The following is a 26,594-nucleotide window of genomic DNA, read 5'->3' on the forward strand; positions in this document are numbered from 1 at the left end:
AGGGCGGCCGAGCCGACCTTCATGCGGCGCCAGCCAGGCCATTTCCTTGTCTACCCAGATCAGCATCGAGCCGCGCTTGCGCAACGCGGCGTTATAGCTGGACCAGTTCGTCGTGCGGTAGCGGGCGGGAGGAGGCTTGCTCATGCGACCCGTCTAACCGCATGGATTCGCGATGTGAATCGCCCGCAGTCAGAGTTACGCAACAACGCCATCCTATTGGGGTGGAAGCCCACTCGACCTGCCGAATCGCCAGCGGCCCTTGCCGATGGTGCGTTTTGTTTGGGCAGCAGCGCATAATGTGCAAATATGGGCTGTCCAGGCGTTGTCTGCGGCGCCTGGCAGGTTGGCTCGGCTTCGATGCGGGCGTTTTTTATGCGAGAGATTGTCCTGTCGTTTAACGATTTGCAGCGGAACGGCGTCGATGATGTGCAGCGAGATGTCGCTGACGTGTGCCTCATTCTTGAAGGTTGCTATCCGTTCGTTTTCGGAGGCGTAAGCAGTTGGAGCCACTCGCTGATCAAGTCGCTCCCGGAGACGACATTCCATATCATCTCCATCCAGCCAGGCGGCGTGGAACTGAAATCGAGATACGATCCCTTGCCGAACATCACCGGATACACAACGGTGGTCTTGGCAGGAGAGAAACGTCTTCCGAAAGCGACCTTCCGGGGCGACAAGCGGCCGGCGGAATTGCTGCGCAAGTCCCTGTTTGATGCATCAAAGGAGGATTTCGACCATCTAGTCGAGCTGCTTTCGCCAAATGGTCGCAAGAGCGCGGCCAGCGAGAGGGACTACTGGAATCTTACGCGTGACATGTATACAAGTCTCGCGCCGGCGACCTCTTTCCAGCAATTCTTCTGGGTCTGGCACACGCTGCTGAACAGCGTCGCGGAGGTTCTCAGTTGTGAGGCCCCGCATGCACGCGTTTATCACGCAATCTCCACCGGATACGCGGGATTGCTCGGAGCTGCTGCCCAAAAGCGCACGGGACGGCCTCTGCTTTTGACCGAGCACGGCATCTACACGAACGAACGCACGGTCGAGCTTATGGCGGCCAGCGCCCTTCACGACAGCTTCGAGAACGATCCCTACCTCTCTGATCCGCGGGGCGATGCGCGGGATGTCTGGGTTCGGGCCTTTGAGTGCATGGGCATACTCTGCTATGAAAGGAGTGACCGTATCATCAGCCTTTCTTGCAGCGGACGAACAGCACAGATCCGCCTTGGGGCTCCCGCCGAGAAGACGCAGGTGATCGCAAACGGAATCGACCTGCACCGGTTCAAGCGCATAGAGCTGAAGCCACCCGACGACCGCCAGATTGTCGCCTTTATCGGCCGCGTGGTGGCCATCAAGGACGTCGAGACGTTCATCCGCGCGATGGACATCGTCCTCAAATCTGATCCTGACGTCAGCGGATGGATTGTGGGCCCAGAGGACGAGGAGCCGCATTATGCCGAAAAATGCCGCCAACTGGTGTCCTCGCTCGGAATCGGAGATCGGCTCAAGTTTCTCGGGATGCGCGATGTGGTGCAGATCATCGGGCAGGTCGACATGGTTGTTTTGACAAGCCTGAGCGAAGCGCAACCGCTCACTCTTCTTGAGGCGGGCGCGGCCGGATTGCCGTGCGTAGCCAGCGATGTCGGAAGCTGTCGGGAAATCCTCCATGGCGACGAGGGGGACCCACCGGGGGGCTACGTGACCGAACTGATGTCGCCCACGGAAACCGCGACGGCGATCAGGAAACTGCTCGCTGATCCCGCGGAGGCCCGCGCGATGGGTGCCACGCTTCAGGCCCGGATATGCGCGAACTACGGGCTTCACATGATGCGCGAAGCCTATTCCGGTCTTTACCGAGCCCATGCCAGCGCCTCGACCGCGCAAGACCCGTCGGAGGCTTGACATGGCGGGAATCGGATTCCGGCTTGAACGGCTGGCGGTCGAAGGCGGACTGGCGGGCGGCATCATTGCCGTCTTCACCGGCGCCCTCCTTGCGTCCGGGTACTACCTCCTGACCATCTTCGGCGTTGGCGTCAGCGGCGCGGTCTCGCGCGCCGTCGGAGACCCGGCCGTGGCGGAGGATTTCCGCCTCATGACGATCTACGCTTTCGCCATCGCATCAATCGCAAGCGCGGCCGCGCTTCTGCCCGCGACTCGGCAATTCGCGGACGCGCTCTATGAGCGGAAGCCCGGGGTTGCGCCAGCTCTTCTGTTCGCCAGCTTCGTGGTCACCGGTGCGGCTGCAGCGCTTCTGGCCGCCATCGTCTTCGGTGCAGTCCTTCGCCAGCCGCCGGAAGTCACGGTCACCGGAGCCCTCTACGCTGCGCTGATCGCGATGATCTGGGCGGTCTCGACCTATTGCAGCGCCGTGTTCGCAATCCGCGCTGTGCTCATGAGCTACTTCGTAGGAACGCTGGCAGGCGTGCTCGGAACCATCGTCGTCAGTCTTATGGAAGGTGGGGCTCCTGCCATGGCGCTGGCCTATGCCGCCGGGCTCTCGATTAGCCTCGGCGCGCTCGTCTCGGTCTTTCTCGGCGCCTTCCCGTTTCCGATCAAGTCGGTCAGGACAGCGGTCGCGACTCTGCTTGGTAGCGTGTCTCAATTCCGGTTCCTGTCCGTTGGAGCCTTCATGGGCACCCTCGCGATCTGGGCGAGCACGCTGATGATCTGGCTGTCGGAGGATGGCGAGACCAATGCTTCTGGATTCCGGGCCGCCGAACTCTACGACACGCCCCATTTCTTCGGTCTCCTGTCGCTGGTCCCGGGCTTCGCGCTTCTGCTCGTCTTCTTCGAGACCTCGGTGTTCCGGTCGCTGAGGCGCCATCACGACCTGATCGAGAGCCATGCTGCCCTTGAGGAACTGGAGACGTCGGCGGAAGAGCTGCATTCGACGACGTTGCGGGGCATCACGATACTGACCGCCATTCAGGTCGTGATCGCGATCGTGTTCGTTTTCGCGGCTCCGATCGCGGCAGAGGCAAACTTCATCCAGTTGCGCCAGGTCTCGGTCATGCAGATCACCGCGCTGGGATCGGTGATGCACCTGCTCATCATCCTGTCGTCCATGGTGCTCATCTATCTGGACGCAAGCCGGCTGTTCTGTTTCGTGCAGGCGGTGTTCCTGTTCGGGACGATCACTGCGTCAGGTCTCGCGTTGCCGCTGGGTGAGCGCTTTTTTGGCATCGGCTATCTCGCCGGCGCGTCGGCGGGAGCGTTGGCAGGGCTGCTGTCGGCCCAGCATGTCCTCGGCCAGCTCAACGCGCACATCTTCATGGGCGCCGCGCGGCGCGTTCACTCGGCCTTGGGAAGGCTGCGGAGCTGATTCACGGCATTGGCGTCCGCCAGCACCGGGAGCGTCAGGCTCGCCAGGTCGCTCCGGCCGAAGGTTCCCAGCATACGGTTCTCCCTCAAGCGCTGAACGACAAGGCTCCTCTGCCCGGGATCCGTGACGTATTCGATCACGAGCACCGGAAGGCCGTCGTTCGTCGCAAGCCTGAGTTGCCGGAGTGACCAGCTCACCATGCCGGGGTCGTTCGGCTGCCCCTCGCCGGGGACGCCGAAGAAGAGATCCTCCTTCACGATGGCGTCGATGGTCGAGCGGTATCTGGCGCTGTCGAGGAGGTTCTCGGCATTATTGGGAATGATCAGGAAGCCCGGCGTACGCGCCCGCGCGTAGCTCGCGATCCGTTCCACCAGCGCATACATGTCCGACTGCGCCCGGGCCCCACGGCCCGGCCAGTCCATGTACTTGTCGACGCCGTCCATGAACACGCCATCGAAACCTGCCGCAAGAATGCGGTCGAGTTTGGCGCGCGGCGTCCCGAACAGGATGGCCTGCCATTCGGATGTCCAATACGCCGTGTAGAAGTGGTTTGCCCAGTTTGGGTTCGCGGGGCCTACCCAGCTCGGGGGATTGCTATTCCATTCGCTACGCCAGTAGTCGCGATAGGTCTCGGCCTCGCCGATGTTGATGTAGGCCACCACCGCCCGGCGCGACCCGTCTGGCTGGGTCCTGAGGCGCTCGACGTCCCTCCGGTCGACCCCTGTCGGGTCGATGATGACCAGATCCGTGTCCGACCGATTAATCGCCGCTAGGTTGGTACTGGTCAACTTGACCGAGAACCGCTGGATCTGAAGGGTCATGCTTTCAGCGTCCGTCGAGACGGCTTCGGCCGTCGGCTGCGCCGCCTGATTTCCCGAGACCTCGGATGCGCCCGGTGCGCTGACGCAGCCCGCGACGACGGCGACGGCAACGGCGGCGGGCATGCATCCCACCGGGATGCGCCTCCTTGCCCAGATGCGCTGGACTGAACTAACGGCATGCTTGTTCCAAGGCACGGGCGTGGCTCCTCTCGTTGTGGTAAGCGCGCTGCCCGGCCAAGGCGTGTCATCACGTGAGGACACTCTACGCGGGGAACATACGGGTTGCAGGCGTTCGTGCCAACGCTGTTCCCGTCGCAGAGGTCATCACGGCGGCCAATTCCGCGGGGCGCGGCTTCGACCAATGAGCGGCTCAATCCGCCGCGAGGCTTGGCGCAAGGTCGTCTCGACGGGGCGCCGCGCGACCCTATACCTTGCCATCCTGTAGCCTATCGCCACTCTGCCACCCTTCTGGCGGCTTCCTCAGTATGGCCGGCCTGCTGAAGAAGTGTCTGGAATTGCAGCCGCGCGACCGGGTCGAGCAGTGCGCCGTTGCCATCCAGCGTCCGATAGACGCTCACGCTCGTGCTGCGATCTCCGCTTGCGGCAAGAAGCGCCGCGTAACGATGCGCGCCGGCGCTGTCGAGGCCACCCTCCCTCCACAACTCTGAGAGGAAACCGAGTTCGCCGGCCACGTCCCTGTTCGCACGCAGCCAGCCTGCGACATACAGTTGCTCGTCGGGCGACAGGCTTATCGCGGGCAGCGTCAGAAACAGCTCGATCGCCTCGCGGGGCCTTCCCATCGAAACATGGTGCCGTGCGAGCTCATGGATCGCCCCAGGCGCGCCGCCCGAAATCTCCACCCGTTCCCGCAATGTCGACCCGGCGGCATCCATGTCGCCCAGGTGCATCTGGATCAGCGCCAGCACCCGCGCCGCCCGCTCATCCGATGGCGCCTCGGCGCGTGCCGCCTCCGCCGCAGAAAGGGCAGCCATGGGGTTGACATCGCGCATCAGGAACCATGCCTGATCGCTGCGGCTCGGCACCAGCATTACGGCGGCCACCGCGAGCACCACCGCGAGAGCCGCAACCGGATATCCGCTGCCCAAGCGCATTTCCGCCTCTAGTCCCAGCAGCTTATGTCGAGCGTGGTCATCTGCCCGACAGCCGACGGCAGCCGGATATCCAGTCGTCCGTCCCGGGTGGTCAGGACCTCGTCCAGCAGGACGCCGCCGTCCCGTCTTGCGACCACGCCGACGGTGCGGGCGCCGATGTCGGCGATCTGAAGTTGGCCCTCGCCGAAGCCCTCAGCCGTGAGCGCGACGTTGCACCCGTCGGCGGTGAAGCGGGTGACTTCCCAGCTGGCTTCGACCAGATGAGGAAACGGCCTTCGTGCCGCAGAAAGCTTCAGTCGCGGGCTCTCCACTGTAGGGTCGAGGCTCACATACAAGGCATCGCCGACCATGCGTTGCCCGATCACGCCCGAACTGGCCATGAAATCGACCCGGAGCGCCCCTGGCCGGTCGATGCGCAGCGTCTGAAGATCCCCCCGGTCGCGGATCGTCCATTCGCGCTCGTCCGTTCTGGTAATCTCGGCGGAGAAGAACCCGATCACGGTGTCGATGTAGCGCGACGGGAATACATGAATGAACTCGTCCGAGGCGGCCAGTTTATGAAGATGGACAAGCGCCTCCAGGCTCGCATGCCGTTCGCCGGTGAAGGTGTGATAGTAGAGGTTGAACGGTTTCAGCCGCCTTGGGGCGCCGGTGCGCTCGACCGTTTCCTCGACAAGACGCATGGCGTGGTAATTCCGCATCCAGCCATCGGTGTAGGTGTTGTCGTTGGCGTTGCCGGTGTAGACCTGCCAGTGTGCGCCAACCTGCCGGCCGAGGGGCGACAGATAGGCCATCGAAGGATAGACGCTGTCGAACCGGCTGTCGCCTCCGTTGATATTACGCACCCCGGCAGAGACCGTCGCTTCCATCGCGGCCGGGAAAGGCCGCGTGTCGCCGGTCCAGTAGAAGGCCTGCGCGGTCTTTCCCTCGGGCGCGAGCGAATTGGCGATCGCGATGGCCTCGTCGATTTCCTCATCGAGCGAAAAGGGTCTTTCGAGATACGCGCGCGGAAGAAAGATGTCGTAGCCGAGGAGCACGGGAAGGCTCAGGAGGTCCTGCTCGGCCCGGAGCCATCCGGCGAGCACGTCGATCGGGGCGTCCTGCAACTCCGCAATCTGCTCGTTGATGAGGTCCAGTTCGGCCTCACGATCATAATCCTCGAAATACCACCAGAAGAACGGGTGCGTGTATCCGTGCGCTGCGACTTCAACGTTCTGTAGCGCGAACGCCTCCCGCGCGAGGCGGGCCGCATCTTCGCTCGCTCCGAAGTCCGGATCTACATCGCCGCCGATCAGGCCGACACCGACCGGAAACTCGGGAAACGCCCGCAGGATGTGCTCGTTGATGATCTCGGCCGACAGCGGTTGCGCGTTCCACGGCAGCGGGATCTCGGACCGATTGTTCCAGCCGTCGCCATCTATGTGGCTGAAATACAGCCTGCGCCCCGACAGCGTCGTCGTGTCAGGCACGGGCCGAACCTCGAGCCCGAAGGCCCTTTCGAAGAAGGCGAAAGGATCTATGAGCCATTGGATCCAGTCGATCTCGGGCAGTGTACAGAGGGCGTAGTGTGCGTGCGCGAAAGCGCCCGCGTCGCTGATGGTGACAAGGCTGCTGTCCATCTCGGCTCCATCCAGGCGAGCGCGGATCGCCAGGTGGGTCGTGACGTCGTCCCGCGTCGGCAGGAGAACGGGGAACGCCGGCAGCACCGCGTCAGGCTCGCACTCGAAACCCACCAGATCCCGGTCGAAGACGACGACGGAGGCGTCGAAGGTTACGGGCACGAAGGTGCGCTCCTCCAAACCGTGGATGGCGTAGAGATCATCCACGACCTCGCCGCCTGACACTGGAAGGCCGGATGTGCCGATGGTCGCAATGGGGATGCCCCGACGCTGCGCCTCGCGCATCCACGAAAGAAAGGCCTCCGGTTCTGCCACAGGTTCCCGAAACCACGAGACGATGAAGTCGGCGCGGACCTCCGACCAGTCGGGCATGCCTGCCGCCACGTCCCGGTACGACACCCTCAGTCCGAGGTGGTTGAGTGGAAACTCGGCAAAACGATGGATGTGCGAGTTGGCGACGCTTTCCTCCTCGCGGCTGTCGTAGAGGGCGAGAACGTCCCTGTTCACAGGCTGGGCCAAGGCCGGAACCGTGAAACAGATCGACAGGAAAAAGCCGATCTGCCGCGCAAAACGGGTGCCGAAGCAACCAATTGAGAGACTTCGGCCCGACGAAAGGCGGGTCGGATGCGGCCTTGCCATGATTCTCTTGAACCCGATCATGTCGCGGATCGGATCGGCTGCTTCGACGCCCCGACGCGCTCCGCTCGGCCCCCCTTGGCCTCCAGGGCGCTGAGGGATCGCTCAGCAGCGTAGAAATGGACGATCAGGGATGCCGCCTGACTGCGGATGATTGTGTCGTCGCATCGTACCGCATCGTCCAGAAGTGACCTCAACAAGGCGTCCTTGCGCCGCGCGATCCAAAGCAGCACCCGCTGGCGATCCTTGAATGTTCCTTCACGGAAGATCTCGACCGCTGAGCGCATGCTGGCACCAGCCTGTGGGTTTATTCGGCCGAGGGTGACGTCGTTTGCAAGAGTCCGGTGGCGCGACGCATCCGTGGCACCTCGAAGTTCCTCGTACCATGCCTGCAGTTGTTCATCCCCAATCCGGTGATGCGCGCGCGTGACGTATGTCGTGGCTGCTGCGATGACGCCGAGCGGCCCGATAAGGCAGACCGGCAGGAGATACCAGTCGATGCTTTCCGTCCCCGCCGCGCAAGAGCGGACAAGGGCCGCAAAAACGACGATGCTGGCGTGCACAAGGACGATCTGAGCCATACCCTCCGCAAGGGCGAGGGTCGCCGTCCAGAGTGCTCCGCTCGCAAGCAAGAAGACCGGAAGCAGCGCGATCATGCGACCTCCCGGCTTGGCCACTTCCGGGGCCTCTTCGGCACGAGCTTGCGCGCCGTCTGACCAATCGCATCCCCGACCTCCGGAAGATAGTCCGCGATTTCTTCGGTTTCGTGGCTGCTCGCGCAGGTCACGCATAGGACGAGCCCGGGTTCGCCGGTGACGCGGAGGGTCAAGATTTTCCTCGCATCGGAATCGAGCGCTTTCCGAACCGCCGGGCTTACCTTGCTGCCGTTTTCCAGCGCGCCGAGGATGCAGCGTCGCATCTGGTCGAGGGTGCTTGTCCGAATGCTCCCGGAGGCTGCGATGGCTTCACCGTCCTCCGACAGAAGCGCGAAGTCCGCGGCAGGTGCGATGAGCCGGAGGACGTGGGCGAGGTCCCGGGCGAAGCTGGCCGGTTGGGATTTTCCGAGGCGATTGAGCGCCTTTATGACCATGAGAGGCGTGATGTCTCGGCGCATCGCGATCTCCGCCTCGTTGCGCTTGAGCGCGTCGAGCGCCGCATCTGCTGCCTTCTGCACAATCGCAAGCTCATCGCGAAGCCGCACGATCATCTGCCGGGCGACAGAAAGTTCGCCCTCACGGAGGTCCCGGGCGCTTCCGAAAAGCGCTACGGCGACCGCCGAAAACGCCGGCCAGGAAAGAACTTGCAGCGAATGGAGATGAAGCATCTCGTCACCGCTCCGGAGCGGGATATCGAATGCGGCGTATGGCCCGAGCGCGAGCGCAAGCGTGGTCAATCCAGCGACTACCCCGTGGTATGCTGCGATGACGGCGCACAGAATGAGCATGGGATGGAGGGGCGCGTCCGAAAAGCCTGTCGCACCCGAAAGCAGCCAAGGTGATCCATAAAGAACAATGAGCGCCGGAACAGTGTATGTCACGGCGCGCGCGGCTTGTTGGTAGCCGCACGTTAACTGAGTCATAACACTTTCTCCCCAATGCGTGATACCTTTGAGCAATTCGTTGGTCGGACGAGAGAGCGGTCTGAAGTTTTCGGTGCAGCCACGTCGACGCCGGCTTCCTTGCTGTAGAAACGCCAGCTGCTGCGGCACATTTCCGAAAGCCCATGCTGCGCCTCGAACCCGAGAACACGTCTCGCTTGTCGCGTGTCGGCAAACGACACCGCCGCATCGCCGATCCGACGGTCGACGATGCGATAACGCAAGGAATGGCCGACGGCGCGGCTGTAGGCTCCCAACACCTCCAGCACGCTGTATCCGCGCCCGGTGCCGAGGTTCACGACATGGCTCGTCCGCTCGCGCAGAAGCGCCTTGAGCGACAAGACATGGCCCCGGGCCAAGTCCATCACGTGAATGTAGTCGCGGATCGCCGTTCCGTCCTTCGTGGGATAGTCTCCACCGAAGATCAGGAGTTCGTCCAGCTGACCGCTCGCGACTCTCGCGAGCACCGGAACGAGGTTGCCCGGAGGCTGTGACGGTGCCTCGCCGATGATCCCTGAGGGATGCGCACCCACGGGATTGAAGTAGCGCAGGACCCCGAACCGCATTTCCGGATGGGCACGCGCGACACAGCGAATGAAGTCCTCGCCGACGCGCTTGGTCTCGGCGTAGGCGTTCAGCGGCGCCGGCGGGTCGGCCTCGGAAATCGGCACGGTCGACGGGGCGCCATAGACGGCCGCGCTCGACGAGAATACGAGGTTTGTCACGTTGGCGCCTCGCATGGCCTCGACAAGATTCACGAGGCCAATGACGTTGCTGCGAAAATAATCTCCGGGATTGCTCTCGCTTTCAGGAACGCTTTTGCGCGCCGCGAAATGAACGACAGCATCGAAGCAGCCTGAGGCCATCACCGACCGGATGCTGTCAACATTGCGCAGGTCGCAATGAATGACGTGAACCTTTTCGCCGATTAGGGACTCGATCCGGTCAGGAACGTCAATGCTCGCGTTTTCGAAGTTGTCTAGGATCCAAACCTCATAACCAGCTTCCACGAACTCTACGTAGGTGTGGGACCCGATGAACCCCGCACCGCCGGTCAACAGAATACGCTCCCGCATGATCATTTTTCCACGCGGGACGCTATATTCGTAAAAATTAGAGGATAATTTGGGGAGCGCCGTTTCATATGAATCCTCATCTGCAATCGAGAATGTTTCAAAAAACACTGAAACAAGAACCCGCTCACGTGCCGCGCCGCGGAGAAATTACATCAGCCTCGAAGGTAACAGAGACTGGAACGAATTTCGTTCAAATAAGGGGGCGCTTGCATGGTTGACCAAGGCAGAACATGCGCGTCTGCTCGCCCGGTTCCGCAAAACTCATTAGTATGCAGAACATGTGAGGTACCGTTTGGTACATTCAACCATATACGTTCATAACGTGCTTCTCCGGAAAAGTATTCGGCGCAGCCAGGGTGACATAAATCGGTTATAGTATTTGACATGACTGTCCATTGCTTTTTTAGAAGTAAAGATTGGTGCTTCGGATAATAAGTTTGATAAAATTCGGGCTGATTTTTAGCGTCAAATCAGCCAGTATAGATCTGGCTGAACAGCCAAATAAATCACCTTCCCGCACCGCAGAAATGCCAATCGCGCCGCAACCGAGCCCGGCTCAGAAGGCGGAACTCGCGCGCATAGTGCGCGAGAGTCCCGACCCTGCCGTGGACGGGGTGGTGCGCTGGCGGCGCCTCGACCTTCAGCGCAAGATTCCTCGTGGGCATCGATCAGCTGGCGCGCCTCTGGACCGGGCGGAGTGGTTCGGCCGGGACTGTGGCGTGCCACGTCCCCTACCGCCCGTGCGAACGCTATGATGTGTGCTGTAGGCTCAAGGGTCGTTGCGACAGGGTCCGCTACCTCAGCGTCATCATCTCGTCTCTGAAGGCCTCGGCCGGTGTTCTCCAGCCGAGACATTTCCTTGGGGTTCCGTTCAGGCGGTCGCAAATCGCCTTCATATTGCGATTTGAGAGCGCCGCCACGGGCGTGTCCCGTGGCAGATAGCGTCGGGCCCGTTTGTTCAGGTTCTCGACCGATCCCTTCTGCCAGGACGCCTGCGGATCGCAGAACCAGACCTCGGTACCGATCCCGGGCTTCAGCTTTCGCCAACTGCGAAACTCGATCCCGCGGTCGAAGGTGATCGAACGACGGGCAGGCTGGGGCAGGGGTTCCATGACTGTCATGAGTCGGTTCATCAGATGCGTCGTACTCCGGTCGTTGTTCCGGAACAGGACGGCAAAGCGGGTTTTGCGCTCGACCAGAGAGGCGATGTTGGCATTGCCTTGCGCGCGTTCGAAGTTCATCAGGTCACCCTCCCATTCGCCGAAGGTCTCACGGGTCTTCACATGGTCCGGCCGCTGATGGATCGAGCGGTCAGGCGGGAAAACAAGGCCCCGCGGCTTGCGGCCATAACGCGGGCGGCGCTTCTTCCGACGGCTGGGCAGATGGCGGGCGAGCTCGCTCGACTGACCCTCCGGGCCGTAGACATAGGCGTAGATCGTCTCGTGGCTTACGCGCTGAGGCTGGCACTCGAACACAAGACAACCGGCAATCTGCTCCGGTGACCAGCCCGCCTTCAGCTGCGCGATCACCGCCTCGCGCAAGTCCGGCAGCCGCACCAGCTTGCAGCGCCTGGCCCGCCGGTTCGAAGCGGGCTTCTGCGCGACCATCCCATAGTAGCCGTTCAGATACGGCAGCTCTTCGTCGACAAAGCGGTTGCGCTTGATCTCCCGGTAGACGCTCGACCTGTGCCGACCAAGCTCCGTGGCGATCCTGCTGACCGGCGTCTTCGCATTCAGCATGTCCTCGATCAGGCGACGTTCACGCAGATCCAGTTCGGTGTGGGCCATCTTCCTTCTCCTTGCTTTCCAGCAAGATAGGGGATTTGTCGCAACCCAGGTTAGAATGTGCCCTCTTGGCCCGAAGCGCGCCCATAATGAGTCTTATGGTGACGTCGGCGCCAATGGCGGTTCAGAGGCCATGCCCGGGCGCCGGCGACACCGGCACGTCCCGACGCCGAGATTGCCCTTTACTGGGCGACTCGGCTGGGTGAAGAACGGCCGCATGACCGCCCGTATTCGCCCACCGCATGGCCGCCGATGAACCCTCCGCTGATCACGGTCATCGTGCCGGCGCATGACGTCGCCGGCCACCTGGGCGCCTGTCTCGACAGCATCGCGCGGCAGAGCCTGGCCGATTTCGAATGCCTCGTGATCGACGACGGCTCGACCGACGGCACCGGGGCGATCGCCCACGCCGCCGCGGCGGCCGATCCGCGGTTCCGCGTCGTCGCGCAGGACAATCGCGGGCTGTCGGCCGCGCGCAACGCGGGGCTGGCCCGGGCCCGCGGCGCCTTCGTCGCCTTCGTCGACGGCGACGACCGGGTGATGCCCGACTACCTCGGCCGGCTGCACCACGCGATCGAGGCCGAGGGCGCGGACTGGGTGGCCTGCGCGCTGGCCTCGGTCCATCCCGACGGGCGCGGCTTCGCCCATCCCGCCCGCCATGACCGCGCCCGGCTGGACGCGGCCGACGCGCCGCAGCGTTGCGCGATCACCGGCTGGGACGATGCGATCGCGCATTTCCCCTCGGCCTGGAACAAGCTCTACCGGCGCGCGCTGATCGACGGGCTGACCTTCGACGAGGGCACCTGGTTCGAGGATCACGCCTTCTTCCTGCAGGCGGCGGCGCGCACCGACCACATCCTGTGGCTGCCGCAGGCGCTCTACCTGCAGACCCGCGGCCGCGTGGGCCAGATCACCGGCGCCGACGACGACCGCGCGCTGCAGCAGTTTCCCGTGCTCGACCGGGTTGCACAGATTCTGCGCGCCGGGCCGCATGACGGCGCCGAGACCGCGCTGGCCCGGCTGGCCTGCCGGCTGATCCAGGAGCGTTGCACCGCGCTGCACGATCCGGCCCGCCGGGCACGGTTCCTGACCGCGGCGCGCGCCTGGCTCGAGGCGCGCGGGCTGGCCTTCGTGCCGCAGGACGATGCCGGCCGGGCCATCGCGCTGGAACTGGAGGGCCGCCTGCCGCTGACGGTGGCGATCCTGTGGGACGGCCGCGACCCGGCCGCGCCGGCCGCGACGCGCGCCGCGCTGCCGGTGCCTGGCATGCCCGGCCACGAGGTCCTCGTCGCGGGGCCAGCCCGCCCGCACGCCGAGGCGCCCGGCGGCGGCGCGCGACATTTGCCCGACACCGCTACGGCGGTGGCGCAGGCCCGCGGCGCCGTGGTCGTGGTCCTCGCGGCGGGCGACGTTCCGGCCCCCACCGGGATCGGGGCCTTGGTGGCCGCCATGCTGCGCCACGATGCCGTGCTGGGACTGACGGCCGACGATCCCGATCCGGCGTTCGATCCAGGCGCCGGGCCGGGTGCACCGCGCAGGATCGACCCGGCCCGGGCCGACGCGCTTGGCGCCGGGCTTGCGGGCCGGGCCTTCGCGCGCGCCTTTCTCGACCGGCACGCCGACGCGGTGACGCAGGGAACCGCCGCCCTGGCCCGGCGCGCCGCGGCCGAGGGCGCGACGGCGATCCGCCTCGACTGGCCGGCGCTGCCGCGCCGCGCGCGCCGCGCACGGCTGCTCCGGGGGCTGCGCGACCGCCTGCTGGCCGGCGCCGACAGCCGCGCCGGCGCGCTGGCGCTGCGCGCGGCCTGGACGGCGTGGCGCATCATGGACGCCCGCGGCCGGGCCCCGCAGGGCGGATCTCGTGGCGCGGCCGCGCGATCCTTCCCCGATGACGATACCGCCGCCGCGCATCTCGCGCTGGCGCGGTTCGCCGACAGCCAGCGCCATGCCCCCGCCCCGGACCCGGTCGCGGTGCTGGACGCCCTGCCCCTGCCCTCGGACGCGGCGCGGCGCGCGGTGCTGCTGGGCCTGTCCGAGATCTTCTGCCGCGCCGATCACGACACCGACGCCTTCGCCGCGCGCGGCGCGGGGCTGGGCCTTGCGGCACTGGGCAATTCCGGTGGCGACGACCCCTGGGCGCGATCGGCGGCGCTTCCGTTCCTCTATCGCCTGACCGGGCCGGGGGCGGCGCTGGCGGCGCTGAGGCGGCTGGCCCGGCCAGGGTCCGGCGGCCTGACGACGCCGCCGCTAGCCGACCTGATGCGCTGCGCCGCGCGCCCCGATCCGCGGCGGTCGCGCCGGGTCCGGGCGGCGCTGCTGCGCACCGCCTTCGCGATCCTGCGCGCCCGCGCCGCCCAGGGATGCGAACGCACCGCCTGCGCCGAGCTGACGGCGGCGGCGGCCGACCTGCTGGTGTCGCGAGCCCTGCCGAGCGCCCTGTCGGACACCGTGACCGACGGCGCGCTTGCCGTCTACGGCCTGTCGCGGCGGTTCTGGGACCGGGTCGGGGATGCGCCGCTGCCGCCGCGCGCGGCGCGCGCCCGCACGGCCTTCGCCACCCTGCGCGCGGCGCTTGGCGCGCCCGGGGACGCGGGGAGGACGGCGGCACAGGGGGAAGACGCCGATGCCGCGCTGCGCGTGCTGGAGGGGCTGGGTGTACTGGGAACCGCGCGCTTCCGCGACGCCCTTGCCGCCGCGCGCGCCGCAGGGGATGCCGCGGCCCCTGCCCCCGCGCTCCGCCCGCATGGCGGCGGCATGCTCGAACTGGTGTCCCCGGCCGCGCGGCTGGACGCGGCGCGGCGGGCGCCGGTCGCGGTGGTGTCGGTGATGCGCAACGAACGCCGGATGCTGCCGCATTTCCTGGCGCATTACCGCGCGCTGGGGGTCGAGGGCTTCCTCGTCGCCGACAACGGCTCGGACGACGGCACCGCCGAGTACCTGGCCGCGCAGCCAGACGTGGCGCTGTTCTCGGCGCCCGGCTCCTACCGCGCCGCGCGCTACGGCGTCGCCTGGCAAGAGACGCTGTTGGCCTGCCGTCTCGGCCGCTGGTCGCTGGTGGCCGACGCGGACGAGCTGCTGGTCTGGCAGCACCCGCAGCGCGACACCCTGCCCGCCCTGCTGGCGCGCCCCGCCTTCGCCCGGGCCGAGGGCGTGCGCGTCTTCCTGCTGGACATGTATCCAGACGGCCCGCTGCACGACGCCACCTTCGAGGCCGGCACCCCCTTCGACGAGGCCGGGTTCGCCGACCGCGTGCCGTTCCTGACCGCGTCGCCGACGCGGGGGCCGTTCTCGGACGGGCCGGCCTGGACCTCGGCGCTGCGCCACCGGCTGTGCCCCGGCGCGCATCCGAACCTGTTCGCCGCGCAGAAGATCGCCCTGCTGCGCCATCATCCCTTCATGCGCCTGTCCGAGGGGCTGCATTTCGCCGCCGACATGCGCCTGGCGGCCCCCGAGCTGATCTTCGGGCATTTCAAGTACAATGCCGATTTCCACGTCCGCGCCCGGGCCGAGGCCACCCGCGCCGAGCACTGGGACGGCGCGGCCGAATACCACCGCTACGCCGCACTGGATCCCGGCGCGGGCCTCTTCGACCCGGCGCGGTCGGTGCCGTGGCACGCCGCCCCCTTCGTCGCCGCCCGGCTGGAGGGCGCGCCATGAGCAGCGGCGGCGCGGGGCGCTTGGTGGCCGTGGTGGTCACCCATGACCGGCTGGCGGCGCTGCGCGTCACGCTGGCGCGGCTCCTGGCGGCGCCAGCGGACGCGCTGCACGCGGTGGTGGTGGTCGACAACGCCAGCACCGACGGCACGGCGGCCTGGCTGGCCGCGCAGGACGATCCCCGGCTGAGGGTGCACCGGCTGGCGGTCAACGGCGGCGGCGCGGGCGGTTTCGCGGCGGGCATGGCGCTGGCGCGCGAGGCCTTCGACCCCGACTGGATCGTGGTGATGGACGACGACGCCCGCCCCGAACCCGGCGCGCTGGAGGCGTTCCACGCCGCCAACCCTGGCCGCTGGGACGCGGTGGCCGCGGCGGTCTACTTTCCCGACGGCCGCATCTGCGAGATGAACCGCCCGTCGCGCAACCCGTTCTGGCACGGGCGCGCATTCGCCGCCACGGCGCTGCGCGGGCGCGGCGGCTTCCACCTGCCCCCCGGGGCCTACGCCGCCCCGGACCCGGTCGAGATCGACGTCACCTCGTTCGTCGGCTTCTTCGTCTCGCGCGCCGGCATGGACCGTGCCGGGCTGCCCGATCCGGGGCTGTTCCTCTATGGCGACGACGGCATCTACACGCTGGAGCTGCGCCGCGCGGGCGGGCGCATGGCGTTCCTGCCGCAGGTCCGGTTCGAACATGCCTGCGGCACCTTCGGATCGGCGCAGCGCGGGCGGTTCTTGCCGCTGTGGAAGGTCTACTACTACCACCGCAACCTGCTGCTGCTCTACCGGCTGGCGGCGGGCCCGGTGCTGTTCTGGCCGGCGGCGGCGCTGGTGCTGCCCAAGTGGTTCGCCAAGGCCCGCCACCACCCGGCCTCCGAGCGCCGCGCCTTCGCCCGGCTGATGGCGCGCGCGGTGGCCCACGGGCTGGCACGCCGCACCGGCACGGCGCACGGACGGGTGCTGGGCTGGGCCCGCACGCCCGAACCCGGCGACCGGAAGCGGCCCGGCGGCTGACGGCCCAGGGGTGGGCGCCCCGGGTCCCCTGCGGGGGTTCGCCTCAGCTCCCCTCGTTCAGGATGTGGCGGTGGAAGCGCGACATCAGCAGCACGCCGAAGAACAGGCAGACCAGCCCCACCCCCGCGGCATAGGCCGGCGACAGGTAATTGCCCGCATAGGTCGGGTAGACCCCCGTCCGCATCAGCCCCACCGCATGGATCAGCGGGTTGAACCACAGCACGTCCTGCACCGCGGGCGGCAGGTCGTCGTAGATGAAGAAGATCCCCGAGGCCAGGAACAGCGGCCGCGTCAGGATAGACCAGATCTGCATCCAGGCCGGGAACAGGCCGAACAGCGCGCAGTTCAGCACCCCGACCCCCAGCCCGGTCAGCGCCGCGATCGCCAGCGAGCCCAGCATCGGCCCCGGCACCAGCGTCACCCGTGCCTCGATCGCCAGCAGGATGCCCGCCCCCACCAGCACCGTGGCCAGAAGCTCGGTCAGCAGGTTCAGCGTGAACCGCGCCGCCACCGCGTCGACCCAAGTCACCGCCGGGTACATCAGCAGTGCGCGCGAGAAGTTCACGCTGCGCCCCACCGTCAGCGCCAGGCTCTGGTACAGCTGGAACGGCAGGAAGCCGGTGGCGTAGAACAGCAGGAAGGACTTGCCCACCGGCGGGTTGGCCATCAGCAGCGAAAAGCCCAGCGACAGGATCAGGATCGCGCCCACCGGCTCGAGCACCGCCCAGGCATAGCCGCCGGGCGAGCGGCCGTAGCGCGTCGCCATCTCGCGGATCATCAGCGCCGACACCGCGCGCAGCGTCGCGAAGCGGCGGTTCACGCCGTCCCGCGGGCCGGAGGCGGGGCGATCGTCGGGCAGGCCGGGCACGGGATGCGCCGCGGCGTCGGGCGGGGTCACGGCGGCGTGCTCCTTCGCTGGTCAAGACCTGCGCCAGTATGCTAGAGCGCAAGGAAAGTTGAAACGGGCTTTGCGGATCTGACATGAGCGAAGACGCGCAGGGCACGGCCGACCGGACGCAGCGAAACAGGCCCGCCGACGCGGCCGGCGAGGCGCCCCGGCGCACCCCGCGGACGCCTGTGCAACAGCCCGCCCCGAAGCCCGCCCAAGCACCCGCACAGGACCAGGCCCGCCAGCCCGCCCAGAAGCCTGCACAGGGGCCCGCGCAGGCGCCGGTCCCGGCCGGCCTTTCGCCCGCGAAACAGGATCCTGGCCCCGCTCCTGCCCCGCCCCCCGCCGCGAACCCCGCGCCGCCCCAGGATCCGGCCCCCGTGCGCCCCACCGCCCGCCCCGCCCGCATGCGGCGGCGGCACTGGCGGCTGGTCGCGTCTTTCCAGGCGCTGGTGGGGCTGCCGCTGGCGGTGGTGATCTTCTACCTCTGGGGCATGGCCAGCGACCAGTACGCCTCGGTCACCGGCTTCGCCATCCGGCAGGAGGAAGGCGGCAACCCGACGCAGTTCCTGGGCGGGCTGACGCAGCTGACCGGCGTGCAGACCGGCTCGGACGGCGAGATCCTGTACGAGTTCATCCTGTCGCAAAGCCTGGTGCGCGAGATCCAGCGCACCGTGGGTCTGGTCGACCATTACAGCGCCCGCTTTCCCGCGGACCCGGTCTTCGCGCTGTGGCCCGATCCCTCGATCGAGGACCTGGAACGCTACTGGCGGCGGATCGTGCGCGTGTCCTACGACCCCGGCACGGGCCTGACCGAACTGCGCGTGCTGGCCTTCGACCCCGAAAAGGCCCGGTCGATCGCGCAGGCCATCGTCGGCGAAAGCCAGGACATGATCAACGCGCTGAACGAACGCGCCCGCGAGGACGCGATGCGCTATGCGCGCGCCGACCTGGAACAGGCCGTCGAGCGGCTGAAATCGGCGCGCGAGGCGCTGACCGCGTTCCGCACCCGCACCCAGATCGTCGACCCCGAGGCCGACATCCAGGGCCGCATGGGGGTGATGAACAACCTGCAGCAAAGCCTGGCCGAGGCGCTGATCGAATACGACCTGATCCGCGAGACCACCAACGCCAGCGATCCGCGCGTCAGCCAGGCCCGCCGGCGCATCGACGTGATCCGCGAACGCATCGCCGAGGAACGCGACGCCTTCGCCTCGGTCCCCGAGACGGGCGCCGAGGGGCAGGATTATCCCAGCCTGATCGCCGAGTACGAGGGCCTGGTGGTCGACCGCGAATTCGCCGAGGAAAGCTATCGCGCGGCGCTGGCCGGACTGGACGTGGCGCGCGCGCAGGCGCAGCGGCAAAGCCGCTATCTCGCCACCTATGTCGAGCCGACGCTGGCCGAGGAAAGCGCCTTTCCCCGCCGCTTCACCCTGGCCGGGCTGACCGGACTGCTGCTGCTGCTGACTTGGGCGGTGCTGGCGCTGGTCTACTACGCGGTCCGCGACCGCGCCTGAGGCCCGAAGCGATGCGCCCGCTCGAATCCGCCCCCCCTGCCCCGCCGCTTCGCCCCGCCGGCGCGACGATCCGGTTCCAGAACCTCACCAAGAGCTTTCCCGTGCGCGGCGAGCGCAAGGTGGTGATCGACGACCTGACCATGACGCTGCCGGCGGGGCGGTCGCTGGGCCTGCTGGGGCGCAACGGCGCGGGCAAGTCGACGCTGCTGCAGCTGGTCGCGGGCACCCTGCGGCCCGATTCCGGCCGGGTGATGCTGCGGGGCTCGATCTCGTGGCCGGTGGGCTTCGGCGGCTCGTTCCATCCCGATCTCAGCGGCGCGCAGAACGTCCGCTTCGTGGCGCGGGTCTACGGCGTCGACACCGACGAGCTGGTGGCCTTCGTCGAGGATTTCGCCGAGATCGGCGCGCATTTCCACATGCCGGTGCGCAGCTACTCGGCGGGCATGCGCTCGCGCCTGGCCTTCGGGACCTCGATGGGCATCCGCTTCGACACCTATCTGGTCGACGAGGTCACGTCGGTGGGCGACGCGGTCTTCCGGGCCAAGTCGCGCACGGTGTTCCAGCGCCGGATGGAGCAGAGCAGCGCCATCCTGGTCAGCCACGACATGGCGCAGATGCGCGAGTTCTGCGACGCGGGCATCGTGCTGTCGGGCGGCCGGCTGGAATATTTCGACGACATCGAATCCGCCATCGCCCGGCATTACGAGCTGGTCGGCGGGCGCTGAACGGCCCCGCGCCGGGGGTTCCCCGGCGCGCAGCCCGGTCGCGCAGACGTGGGGGCGCGCCGGTTGCGCCGCCCTGCCCGGTCGCGGATAAGCGCACAGCCCGCCCGCCGCCACGCCGCCCTACGAGAGCCCGATGCCCAACCGCCGTTTCCTGATCCTCGGCCAGCCGCGCAGCGGCTCGACATACCTCATGACGCTGCTCGATTCGCATCGCGCGATCGCCTGTTCGGGCGAGCAGTTCAATCCCTACGCCATCGTCGGCACGACCGGGCGCAGCAGCCGCCCGGCCGACCTGCTGGAGCGCGACCGCGACCCGGTGGGCTTCCTGCGCCGCTTCTTCGACGAGGCCGAGGCCGCCGAGGTCGACCGCGTGGGCTTCAAGTTCATGATCGGCCACGACGCCCGCGTGCTGGCCGCCCTGCCCGAGATGACCGACCTGACCCTGATCCATGTCTGGCGCGAGAACCGGCTGGCGCAGGTCTCGTCGTTCCTCAAGGCGGTGGAAACCCGCCGCTGGACCCAGAACCGCGAGGACGGGGACCTGGCGCGCAAGGTCGCGGTCGGGCCGCGCCGGGTCTACCACCAGTGGCACGAATTCGAGACCCGCGAACTGCTGTTCCGGTCCTGGTTCGACGCCCTGCCCCATCGCCGGATCTCGCTGGAATACCGCGAACTCTTCGCCCCGGACTTCCCCGCGCGGATCTGCGACTTCCTGCAGGTGGCGCCCGATCCGGCCATGCGCAGCCCGCTGGTCAAGCAGGGCGCGAACCGCATCCTCGACCGGTTCGAGGAACCCGGCCCCGTCGTCGACTACATGCGCGCGCTGGGGTTCGAACGCTGGCTCGGTCCCGAACTCTGACATGCGGGTGCTGTTCTACAACTGGGTCGATTACCGCGACCCGCAGGGCCGCGGCGGCGGCGTGGCGGTCTACCAGCGCAACCTGATCGCCGCGCTTTCGCAGCGAAACGACGTCGAGACGGGGTTCTTCTGCGCTGGCCTCGCCCACGACCTCGCGCCGCGCGCGCCCCGCTGGGCCGCGATGGGGGCCGACCGGCCCCGCCACTGGGAGATCGTGAACTCGGCCGCGCTGGCGCCCGCGCAGCACGGCTTCGGGCAGGCCGCGCAGGTCTCGGACCCGGAGACCGAGGCGGCGGTCTGCGACCTGGTGGCGGCGACGGGGCCGTGGGACGTGCTGCATCTCGACAATCTCGAGGGCCTGCCGGCGGGCGTGCTGGCCGCGCTGAAGGCGCGCTTTCCCAGCCTGCGCATCGTCTACGTGATGCACAACTACTACCCGATCTGCCCGCAGGTGAACCTGTGGCACCGCGAGGCCCGGACCTGCCCCGGCTTCGACGCCGGGCGGGCCTGCGCGACCTGCCTGCCCGTGCGCCCCGAAACGCGGCTGCTGCGGCTGTCGCACGCGCTGTCCTGGCGGCTGGCCCGCGCCGGGCTGCGCCCCGGCGGACGGGCCTGGAAGGCGGGCTTCGGCACCCTGCGGCTGGGCGCCCGCAGGCTGCGGGCCCTGCGCGCACGGCGCGCGCCGGCGCAGGCCATCCCCGCCCCCGTCGACGGCGCCCCGTTCGCCGCGCGCCGCGCCGCCATGCTCGAGGCGGTGAACACGCAGTGCGACGCGGTGCTGTGCGTGTCCGACGCGGTGCGGCGGCTGGCGGTGGATTATGGCGTCGATCCCGCGCGCACCCACGTGGCCCGCATCGGCACCGCCGAGGCCGCCGCCTTCGCCCGGACCGCGCCGCGGCCGGTGCCGCGCAGCCCCGACGCCCCGCTGGTGCTGGGCTACCTCGGCTACATGCGCCGCGACAAGGGATTCTACTTCCTGCTCGACGCGCTCGAGGCGCTGCCAGACGCGCAGGCCGCCCGTATCGGGCTGATGGTGGCGGCAAAGGGCATCGATGCCGCCACCGCCGCCCGGCTGGACCGGCTGAAGGCGCGGCTGGCGGGGCTGACCCTGCACGACGGCTATCGCCACGCCGATCTCGACCGGCTGCTGGCGGACGTCGACGTGGGCGTGGTCCCGGTGCTGTGGCACGACAACCTGCCGCAGGTCGCGATCGAGATGCATGCCCGGCACGTCCCGCTGCTGTGCTCGGACCGGGGCGGCGCGCAGGAGCTGGGCAACGCCCCCACCATGGTCTTTCCCGCCGGCGACGCGGGCGCGTTCCACGACCGGCTGCGCGCCATCCTCGAGGGCCGGGTGGACTTTGCCCGTTACTGGCAAGGCGCCCGCCCGCCGATGGACATGGCCCGCCACGTGGAGACGCTGCTCGGGCATTACCGCCCGGGCTGAGCCCGTTTCGCGGCGAACGCCCCCCGCTCGGGGATCCCGCAGGCCGGCCCCTTCTGGTTGAAGACCGCCCGGGGAAACCCGCAGTCCCTACTGCCCCCGCAGCCAGGCCACCAGCCGGGCCTTGAGCGTGGCATCCACGCGGTTGCCTTCCAGCACCAGCCGTCCCTCGGAATCCTCGTGCAGCGCGATGCCGGTCACCACGTTGATCGCGCGCCGCGGCGTCGCCGCCGGTTCGGGGACGGGCTCGGGTGTCCGCTCCACCTTCGCGGCAGCCTTGGACGCGGGCGCAGCCGATGCGGCGCGCAGGGCGTTGTCCAGCACGGCGGTCTCGGCCTCGGGGGTGTCGGGCGCGGCCGTTCGCAGCGCGTCCCGCACGCGGTCGGCCAGCCCGTCATCCTCGGCCAGCGCGCGCGACAGGGCCAGCCCCTGCCGTTCGCTCAGAGCGTGGGGAAAGCGCAGCACGCCGTCGAAGGCGCGCACCAGCGGCAGGAACGAGCCGATCTTCGACCGTTTCGCCCGGCTGGCCGCGTCGAACAGCGTCTGCAGGCCCTCGCGGTCGCTGTCGAACACGCCCTGCTCGACCGCCTTGGCGACGATGCGCGCGCGCTCGAAATAGCTCAGGCCCACGCGGATCTCGTTTTCCTCGACCATCGCCACGTAGGCGTCGGCGCGCTCGGCCGGGCGGCGGATCAGGCCCAGCACCTGCGCGAAACGCTCCTCGCCGGTGCGGGCGTGCAGCGCCGCCAGCGCCTTGATGCGCCGCCAGCCCGAGATCAGCCCGTAGCGCCCGGCGCCGAGGTCGGCCAATTCCACCGGCGTCTGCTGGCCGCGCGCCGCGATCGAGCGTTCCAGCGCGGCCATGTCCTCGTCGTCGGCCACCACGCGGTCGCGCACCAGGTGGTCGAGCTGCACGGCGCCCAGCGGCACGCGCACCACCATGCGGCCTTCCTCGCGCGCCTCGGACAGGGTGCGGGCCATCTCCTCGACGGCGGCGGTGGCGGATGTCTCGCGCGCCACCTCGGCGATCGGGGCGCGCATCGGCGTGGGCGTGCGGGCGGGGTCGCCGCCCAGGAAGGCGGGGTTGGCGGGGGTCAGGCGGCGACGCTTGGCCATGGGGTACCTCCGGTTGCGGGTCTGGACGGGCGGCAGGAAAGGGCAGGGGGCCTGACAAAGGGTAAGCCCACCGCGCGGCGCCCCTGGCCGGCTTCGGGCCGCGCCCCGCGAACCGTTTCGCACGCGAAACAATGGGGCCGATCCGGACCTTTTTCGCGGCCCGCGGCGCCAGACGTTTCGCACGCGAAACATTGCGTCCGGATCGGATCTTTTTCGCAGGATCTCATTGCGCGGCAGCCCCGGGTGCCGCACCTTCCGCCTCGATCTCGGCCGCCTCGGCCTCGTCGCGGCGCCAGGCGCCCAGGATCAGCGATTTCACCGCGGCCCAGGTCTCGTCGAAGGTCTCGCGGCCGCGGGCATAGGTCTCGCGGTTGAAATCGCGGTAATCGGCCTCGTAGATGCCCTGCACCTGCTCGCCCGCCTGCCCGATCAACGCGGTGAAGCCCTGCCGGTGCGGCGACAGCGTGGGGCCGAGATAGGACTGCATCAGCGCCGCGAGCTCGGCCTGCTGGCCGCCGTCGTAGCGGGTGATCAGCGCGCGTACCGCGTCCCATTGAAAGGCTAGCCCCTCGCGGCCCAGGGCGCGCGCGGTCATGGTCTCGGCCTCCTCGATCGAGCCGAAGGTGGCGTGCAGCATGTCGAAGAACCGGCCCGTCGAGTCGAACTCGAGGAAGGACGCCCCCAGCGGCACCAGCAGGATGTCGGCCGCCGCCAGCCCGTTGATCGTGAGGTAGCCCAGGGCCGGGGGCGTATCGAGGAACACCAGGTCGTAGTCCCGCAGCACCCCGTCGGCCGACAGCGAGTCGGTCAGCGCGTCCCACAGCTTCCAGCCGCGGCCCTGCATCCGCCAGACCGGGATCTGGAATTCCGCCCAGTAGAGGTTCAGCTGCGCGCCGATCAGGTCGATGTTGGGCCAGTGCGTCTTCTGGATCAGCTGGTTGGCGGTGACGTCCAGCGCCTCGGACAGCGTGTCGTCGAGCGGCTGGGGATTTTCGCCGCGGTCCATCCGGCGCTGGTTCTCGGCCTGCAGGTGGCGGGCGTGGTGGCGCGCCAGCAACGGGAAGACCGTCTGCCATTCGTCCGCCACCTGCCCGCCGAAGATCGAGGTCATGGACCCTTGGGAATCCAGGTCGATCACTAGCACCTTGTAGCCGTCGAGCGCGGCCGACATCGCCAGGTGCGCGGCCGTGCTGGTCTTGCCCACGCCGCCCTTGAAGTTCGCCACCGCCACCATCTTGGCGGGCAGCCCCTTGGGCCGGTAGGGCAGGTAGCTTTTCGCCTTGGACCCTTCGGCGCCGAAATGCGCGCGCAGGCGCAGCACCTCGTCGAGCGTGAACCACTTGGCCCCGCCCTCGGTTTCGGACCGGCCCTGCGGCAGGTCGGGGTTCTGCTTCATCACGCGGCGGAAATGGCCCGGCGCGACCGGGATCAGGTAGCGCGTGATCTCCCAGGTCGAGAACATCCGCAGCCGCCGCCCACCGTCCTCGGCCATGCCGCGGCTGGCCAGGTCGTCGCGTCCCGCCGCGCAGGCCCGGGCGATCGCCGCGAAATCATCCGTGGCGCAGGGCTTGCCCAGGGCGCGCGCCGCCATGTCGGGGTCGAGCGCCAGGTAGGGCGGGGCGGCCTGATCGGACCTGCGCTCCGCTTTCTGTGCGATTTTCGGCACGGCTTTCGAGGCGGTCTTCTGCCCGGTCCTCGCACTGGCCTTCGCATGGCCCCGCGGGCCCGTTCCGGTGTCGGTCTTCATGCCAGCCCCTTTCGCAGCCTTGCGCCGCGCCATGCCCGATGTTGTGCGCTTCGTTCCGAAGGATGCATGGAATGTGCGCGTTTTTTTCCAGGGTAGCACGAAACCGCGAACATGGAAGCGTTTTGCGAACACTCCGGGTTTTTCCCTGCAGGATTCGGCCTCTGGCAGGGCCGGATCGCCTGCGGAATCGGGACCATCGGGGGCGGCCGGGGCGCATCCGGCCCCGCTGCATAGTTATTTGTTGTTAGATTTATAGTTACGGGGTCAGGGCGTTGCGGGTAAAGGGCTGATTGCGCTGCGACTTCAGCGCCCTGCCGGGATCCGGGCGACTCTGATCCCACGTTGCGGCGACTCCGATCCCACGGACAGGCGATTCCGATCCGCCGTTGCGGCATGGACGCGGGTTGTGGACAACTTTACGCTGGGCGTCACTGAAACCCCGAATCCGGAAACCGCCCCGCAGATGGGCGGAGGAACGCGGGGGCGGGCAGCAGGCGGGCAGGCCATGAACAGCATTGACGGCGCGGCGGGCTCACGCGGCGGAGTCCCGGGCGGGGCAGGGGGGCTGTCCGGCGGGCTCGGCCCCGACAGGCATCCCCAGGCCGACTTCTTCGTCTGCGACTTCTCCGGCGCCTCGCCCAAGGACGATCTGGGCAGCATGGAGCACCCGATCTTCTCGCTGTCGACCCGGCCCGACCGGCGCGTGCTGGACTACGAGCACAACGGCACGCGGATCACCGTCACCCCCAGCGTCAAGGGCCGCGCGACGATCCACGACAAGGACATCGTGATCTACTGCGTCAGCCAGCTGGTGGCCGCGCTCAATGCCGGCCGGGCGGTGTCGCGGCACCTGACGCTGACCGCGCACGACCTGCTGGTGGCCACCAACCGCGACACGTCCGGAGACGCCTATGCCCGCCTGCGCGAGGCGTTCGAGCGGCTGGCCGGCACGCGGATCACCACCAACATCGCGACGGGGGGCTACGAGACCACGCGCGGCTTCGGCCTGATCGAGGCCTGGGAGATCGTGCGCCGCACCCGCGGCGGGCGCATGGTGTCGGTCGCGGTCACGCTGCCCGACTGGCTGTTCCGCGCGGTGCTGGCGAAATCGGTCCTGACGCTGAGCCGCGACTATTTCCGCCTGCGCAAGCCGCTGGAGCGCCGGGTCTACGAGCTGGCGCGCAAGCATTGCGGCCGGCAGGCGGAATGGCAGGTGGGCATGGCCGTGCTGCACAAGAAGGCCGGCAGCGCCGCCCCCCTGCGCGTGTTCCGCGCCGCGATCCGCCGGATGATCGAGGCCGACGCGCTGCCCGGCTACGCGCTGGCCGAGCGCCCCGGCGACATCCTCGCGGTCACCCGCCGCGCGGGCGCGCGCGGCGCCGGAACCGCGCCCGCGCTGAGCGAGCGCGCGCTGGATGCCGCGCGGATCCTGCGGCCCGGCGCGGACGTGCACGCGCTGGCCGCCGCCTGGCGCGACCACTGGGAGACACGCGGCCGCGCGCGGCTGGACGATCCCGATGCCGTCTTCCTGGGCTGGCTGCGCAAGACCCCGGGATGAGGCGGCCTGCCGTCGCCCGTTCCGAGCCCCGTCCGCCTGCCTGGCCTCATTGCCCGCTTGATCGAAGCCGCCGGATTGCGGACAGTGCCGGTATCGGCAGCGGCCGACCTG

General features: G+C 68.2%; 19 protein-coding genes and 1 pseudogene. 9 read left to right on the forward strand and 11 right to left on the reverse strand.

Going from position 1 to position 26,594, the window contains the following annotated elements:
* A pseudogene (locus tag BLW27_RS20905) lies at window positions 1–144 on the reverse strand (IS5/IS1182 family transposase); the annotation flags it as partial.
* Window positions 145–372: 228 nt separating this feature from the next.
* On the opposite strand from BLW27_RS20905, the gene pelF reads away from it, so the two are divergent.
* Window positions 373–1,899, forward strand: coding sequence for a GT4 family glycosyltransferase PelF (pelF, locus tag BLW27_RS17985; RefSeq protein WP_218141149.1), 1,527 nt, complete (start codon window positions 373–375; stop codon window positions 1,897–1,899).
* Window position 1,900: 1 nt separating this feature from the next.
* The gene (pelG, locus tag BLW27_RS17990; RefSeq protein WP_177177986.1) at window positions 1,901–3,319 is read left to right on the forward strand and encodes an exopolysaccharide Pel transporter PelG; all 1,419 of its coding nucleotides are present in this window, start codon (window positions 1,901–1,903) and stop codon (window positions 3,317–3,319) included.
* Here pelG and BLW27_RS17995 read toward each other — a convergent pair.
* From BLW27_RS17995 to BLW27_RS18025, 7 genes are all read right to left on the reverse strand, one after another.
* Window positions 3,289–4,263 carry an MJ1477/TM1410 family putative glycoside hydrolase gene (locus tag BLW27_RS17995; protein WP_089885539.1) on the reverse strand — a complete coding sequence of 325 codons (975 nt, stop codon included), beginning with the start codon at window positions 4,261–4,263 and terminating at the stop codon, window positions 3,289–3,291. The genes pelG and BLW27_RS17995 overlap by 31 nt on opposite strands.
* 323 nt (window positions 4,264–4,586) lie before the next feature.
* Window positions 4,587–5,246, reverse strand: a complete 660-nt coding sequence (locus BLW27_RS18000; protein ID WP_143042339.1) for a tetratricopeptide repeat protein — start codon at window positions 5,244–5,246, stop codon at window positions 4,587–4,589.
* A gap of 14 nt (window positions 5,247–5,260) precedes the next feature.
* The gene (locus BLW27_RS18005; RefSeq protein ID WP_143042340.1) at window positions 5,261–7,531 is read right to left on the reverse strand and encodes a polysaccharide deacetylase family protein; all 2,271 of its coding nucleotides are present in this window, start codon (window positions 7,529–7,531) and stop codon (window positions 5,261–5,263) included.
* The gene (locus BLW27_RS18010; RefSeq protein ID WP_089885545.1) at window positions 7,528–8,163 is read right to left on the reverse strand and encodes a hypothetical protein; all 636 of its coding nucleotides are present in this window, start codon (window positions 8,161–8,163) and stop codon (window positions 7,528–7,530) included. The genes BLW27_RS18005 and BLW27_RS18010 overlap by 4 nt, the downstream gene beginning before the upstream one ends.
* Complete coding sequence (locus BLW27_RS18015) at window positions 8,160–8,900, reverse strand: hypothetical protein (protein WP_143042341.1); 741 nt, start codon at window positions 8,898–8,900, stop codon at window positions 8,160–8,162. The genes BLW27_RS18010 and BLW27_RS18015 overlap by 4 nt, the downstream gene beginning before the upstream one ends.
* A 182-nt stretch (window positions 8,901–9,082) precedes the next feature.
* A complete protein-coding gene (galE, locus tag BLW27_RS18020) occupies window positions 9,083–10,180 on the reverse strand; it encodes a UDP-glucose 4-epimerase GalE (RefSeq protein WP_089885549.1) in 1,098 nt (365 codons plus the stop codon).
* 794 nt (window positions 10,181–10,974) lie between these two features.
* Window positions 10,975–11,967 carry an IS30 family transposase gene (locus BLW27_RS18025; RefSeq protein ID WP_089885551.1) on the reverse strand — a complete coding sequence of 331 codons (993 nt, stop codon included), beginning with the start codon at window positions 11,965–11,967 and terminating at the stop codon, window positions 10,975–10,977.
* 249 nt (window positions 11,968–12,216) lie between these two features.
* On the opposite strand from BLW27_RS18025, the gene BLW27_RS18030 reads away from it, so the two are divergent.
* Window positions 12,217–15,621 (forward strand): glycosyltransferase family 2 protein, encoded by a 3,405-nt coding sequence (locus BLW27_RS18030; RefSeq protein WP_089885553.1) that lies wholly within the window; start codon window positions 12,217–12,219, stop codon window positions 15,619–15,621.
* On the forward strand, window positions 15,618–16,628 hold the full coding sequence (locus tag BLW27_RS18035; RefSeq protein ID WP_089885555.1) for a glycosyltransferase: 1,011 nt from the start codon (window positions 15,618–15,620) through the stop codon (window positions 16,626–16,628). Before BLW27_RS18030 ends, BLW27_RS18035 begins: the two co-directional genes overlap by 4 nt.
* 43 nt (window positions 16,629–16,671) lie before the next feature.
* On the opposite strand, the gene BLW27_RS18040 is transcribed toward BLW27_RS18035, so the two are convergent.
* A complete protein-coding gene (locus BLW27_RS18040) occupies window positions 16,672–17,526 on the reverse strand; it encodes an ABC transporter permease (protein WP_245710940.1) in 855 nt (284 codons plus the stop codon).
* 371 nt (window positions 17,527–17,897) lie between these two features.
* Here BLW27_RS18040 and BLW27_RS18045 point away from each other — a divergent pair, with 371 nt between their 5' ends.
* The 4 genes from BLW27_RS18045 (at window position 17,898) to BLW27_RS18060 (ending at window position 22,065) form a co-directional block, all read left to right on the forward strand.
* Window positions 17,898–19,034, forward strand: a complete 1,137-nt coding sequence (locus BLW27_RS18045) for a KpsE/RkpR family capsule polysaccharide export protein (RefSeq protein ID WP_177177987.1) — start codon at window positions 17,898–17,900, stop codon at window positions 19,032–19,034.
* 11 nt (window positions 19,035–19,045) lie between these two features.
* Window positions 19,046–19,759 (forward strand): ABC transporter ATP-binding protein, encoded by a 714-nt coding sequence (locus BLW27_RS18050; RefSeq protein ID WP_089885559.1) that lies wholly within the window; start codon window positions 19,046–19,048, stop codon window positions 19,757–19,759.
* A gap of 133 nt (window positions 19,760–19,892) precedes the next feature.
* Window positions 19,893–20,618 (forward strand): sulfotransferase, encoded by a 726-nt coding sequence (locus tag BLW27_RS18055; RefSeq protein ID WP_089885561.1) that lies wholly within the window; start codon window positions 19,893–19,895, stop codon window positions 20,616–20,618.
* A 1-nt stretch (window position 20,619) separates the two neighbouring features.
* On the forward strand, window positions 20,620–22,065 hold the full coding sequence (locus tag BLW27_RS18060) for a glycosyltransferase (RefSeq protein WP_089885563.1): 1,446 nt from the start codon (window positions 20,620–20,622) through the stop codon (window positions 22,063–22,065).
* Between the two features lie 87 nt (window positions 22,066–22,152).
* On the opposite strand, the gene BLW27_RS18065 is transcribed toward BLW27_RS18060, so the two are convergent.
* Together BLW27_RS18065 and BLW27_RS18070 are read right to left on the reverse strand one after the other, a co-directional pair.
* Complete coding sequence (locus tag BLW27_RS18065) at window positions 22,153–23,178, reverse strand: ParB/RepB/Spo0J family partition protein (protein ID WP_089885565.1); 1,026 nt, start codon at window positions 23,176–23,178, stop codon at window positions 22,153–22,155.
* A 223-nt stretch (window positions 23,179–23,401) separates the two neighbouring features.
* Window positions 23,402–24,769, reverse strand: a complete 1,368-nt coding sequence (locus tag BLW27_RS18070; protein ID WP_089885633.1) for an AAA family ATPase — start codon at window positions 24,767–24,769, stop codon at window positions 23,402–23,404.
* Window positions 24,770–25,430: 661 nt separating this feature from the next.
* Here BLW27_RS18070 and BLW27_RS18075 point away from each other — a divergent pair.
* Window positions 25,431–26,483, forward strand: coding sequence for a replication initiator protein A (locus BLW27_RS18075; RefSeq protein ID WP_089885568.1), 1,053 nt, complete (start codon window positions 25,431–25,433; stop codon window positions 26,481–26,483).
* Window positions 26,484–26,594: the final 111 nt, after the last annotated feature.

It is taken from the genome of Citreimonas salinaria (assembly GCF_900107235.1).
In the GTDB taxonomy this organism is placed as follows: Bacteria; Pseudomonadota; Alphaproteobacteria; order Rhodobacterales; family Rhodobacteraceae; genus Citreimonas; species Citreimonas salinaria.

Coding starts and splice junctions, on each gene's coding strand:
- pelF (WP_218141149.1), top strand. CDS start 373: ATGCGAGAGATTGTCCTGTCGTTTAACGATTTGCAGCGGAACGGCGTC.
- pelG (WP_177177986.1), top strand. CDS start 1,901: ATGGCGGGAATCGGATTCCGGCTTGAACGGCTGGCGGTCGAAGGCGGA.
- BLW27_RS17995 (WP_089885539.1), bottom strand. CDS start 4,263: ATGCCCGCCGCCGTTGCCGTCGCCGTCGTCGCGGGCTGCGTCAGCGCA.
- BLW27_RS18005 (WP_143042340.1), bottom strand. CDS start 7,531: ATGATCGGGTTCAAGAGAATCATGGCAAGGCCGCATCCGACCCGCCTT.
- BLW27_RS18010 (WP_089885545.1), bottom strand. CDS start 8,163: ATGATCGCGCTGCTTCCGGTCTTCTTGCTTGCGAGCGGAGCACTCTGG.
- galE (WP_089885549.1), bottom strand. CDS start 10,180: ATGCGGGAGCGTATTCTGTTGACCGGCGGTGCGGGGTTCATCGGGTCC.
- BLW27_RS18025 (WP_089885551.1), bottom strand. CDS start 11,967: ATGGCCCACACCGAACTGGATCTGCGTGAACGTCGCCTGATCGAGGAC.
- BLW27_RS18030 (WP_089885553.1), top strand. CDS start 12,217: ATGAACCCTCCGCTGATCACGGTCATCGTGCCGGCGCATGACGTCGCC.
- BLW27_RS18035 (WP_089885555.1), top strand. CDS start 15,618: ATGAGCAGCGGCGGCGCGGGGCGCTTGGTGGCCGTGGTGGTCACCCAT.
- BLW27_RS18050 (WP_089885559.1), top strand. CDS start 19,046: ATGCGCCCGCTCGAATCCGCCCCCCCTGCCCCGCCGCTTCGCCCCGCC.
- BLW27_RS18055 (WP_089885561.1), top strand. CDS start 19,893: ATGCCCAACCGCCGTTTCCTGATCCTCGGCCAGCCGCGCAGCGGCTCG.
- BLW27_RS18060 (WP_089885563.1), top strand. CDS start 20,620: ATGCGGGTGCTGTTCTACAACTGGGTCGATTACCGCGACCCGCAGGGC.
- BLW27_RS18065 (WP_089885565.1), bottom strand. CDS start 23,178: ATGGCCAAGCGTCGCCGCCTGACCCCCGCCAACCCCGCCTTCCTGGGC.
- BLW27_RS18070 (WP_089885633.1), bottom strand. CDS start 24,769: ATGGCGGCGCGCGCCCTGGGCAAGCCCTGCGCCACGGATGATTTCGCG.
- BLW27_RS18075 (WP_089885568.1), top strand. CDS start 25,431: ATGAACAGCATTGACGGCGCGGCGGGCTCACGCGGCGGAGTCCCGGGC.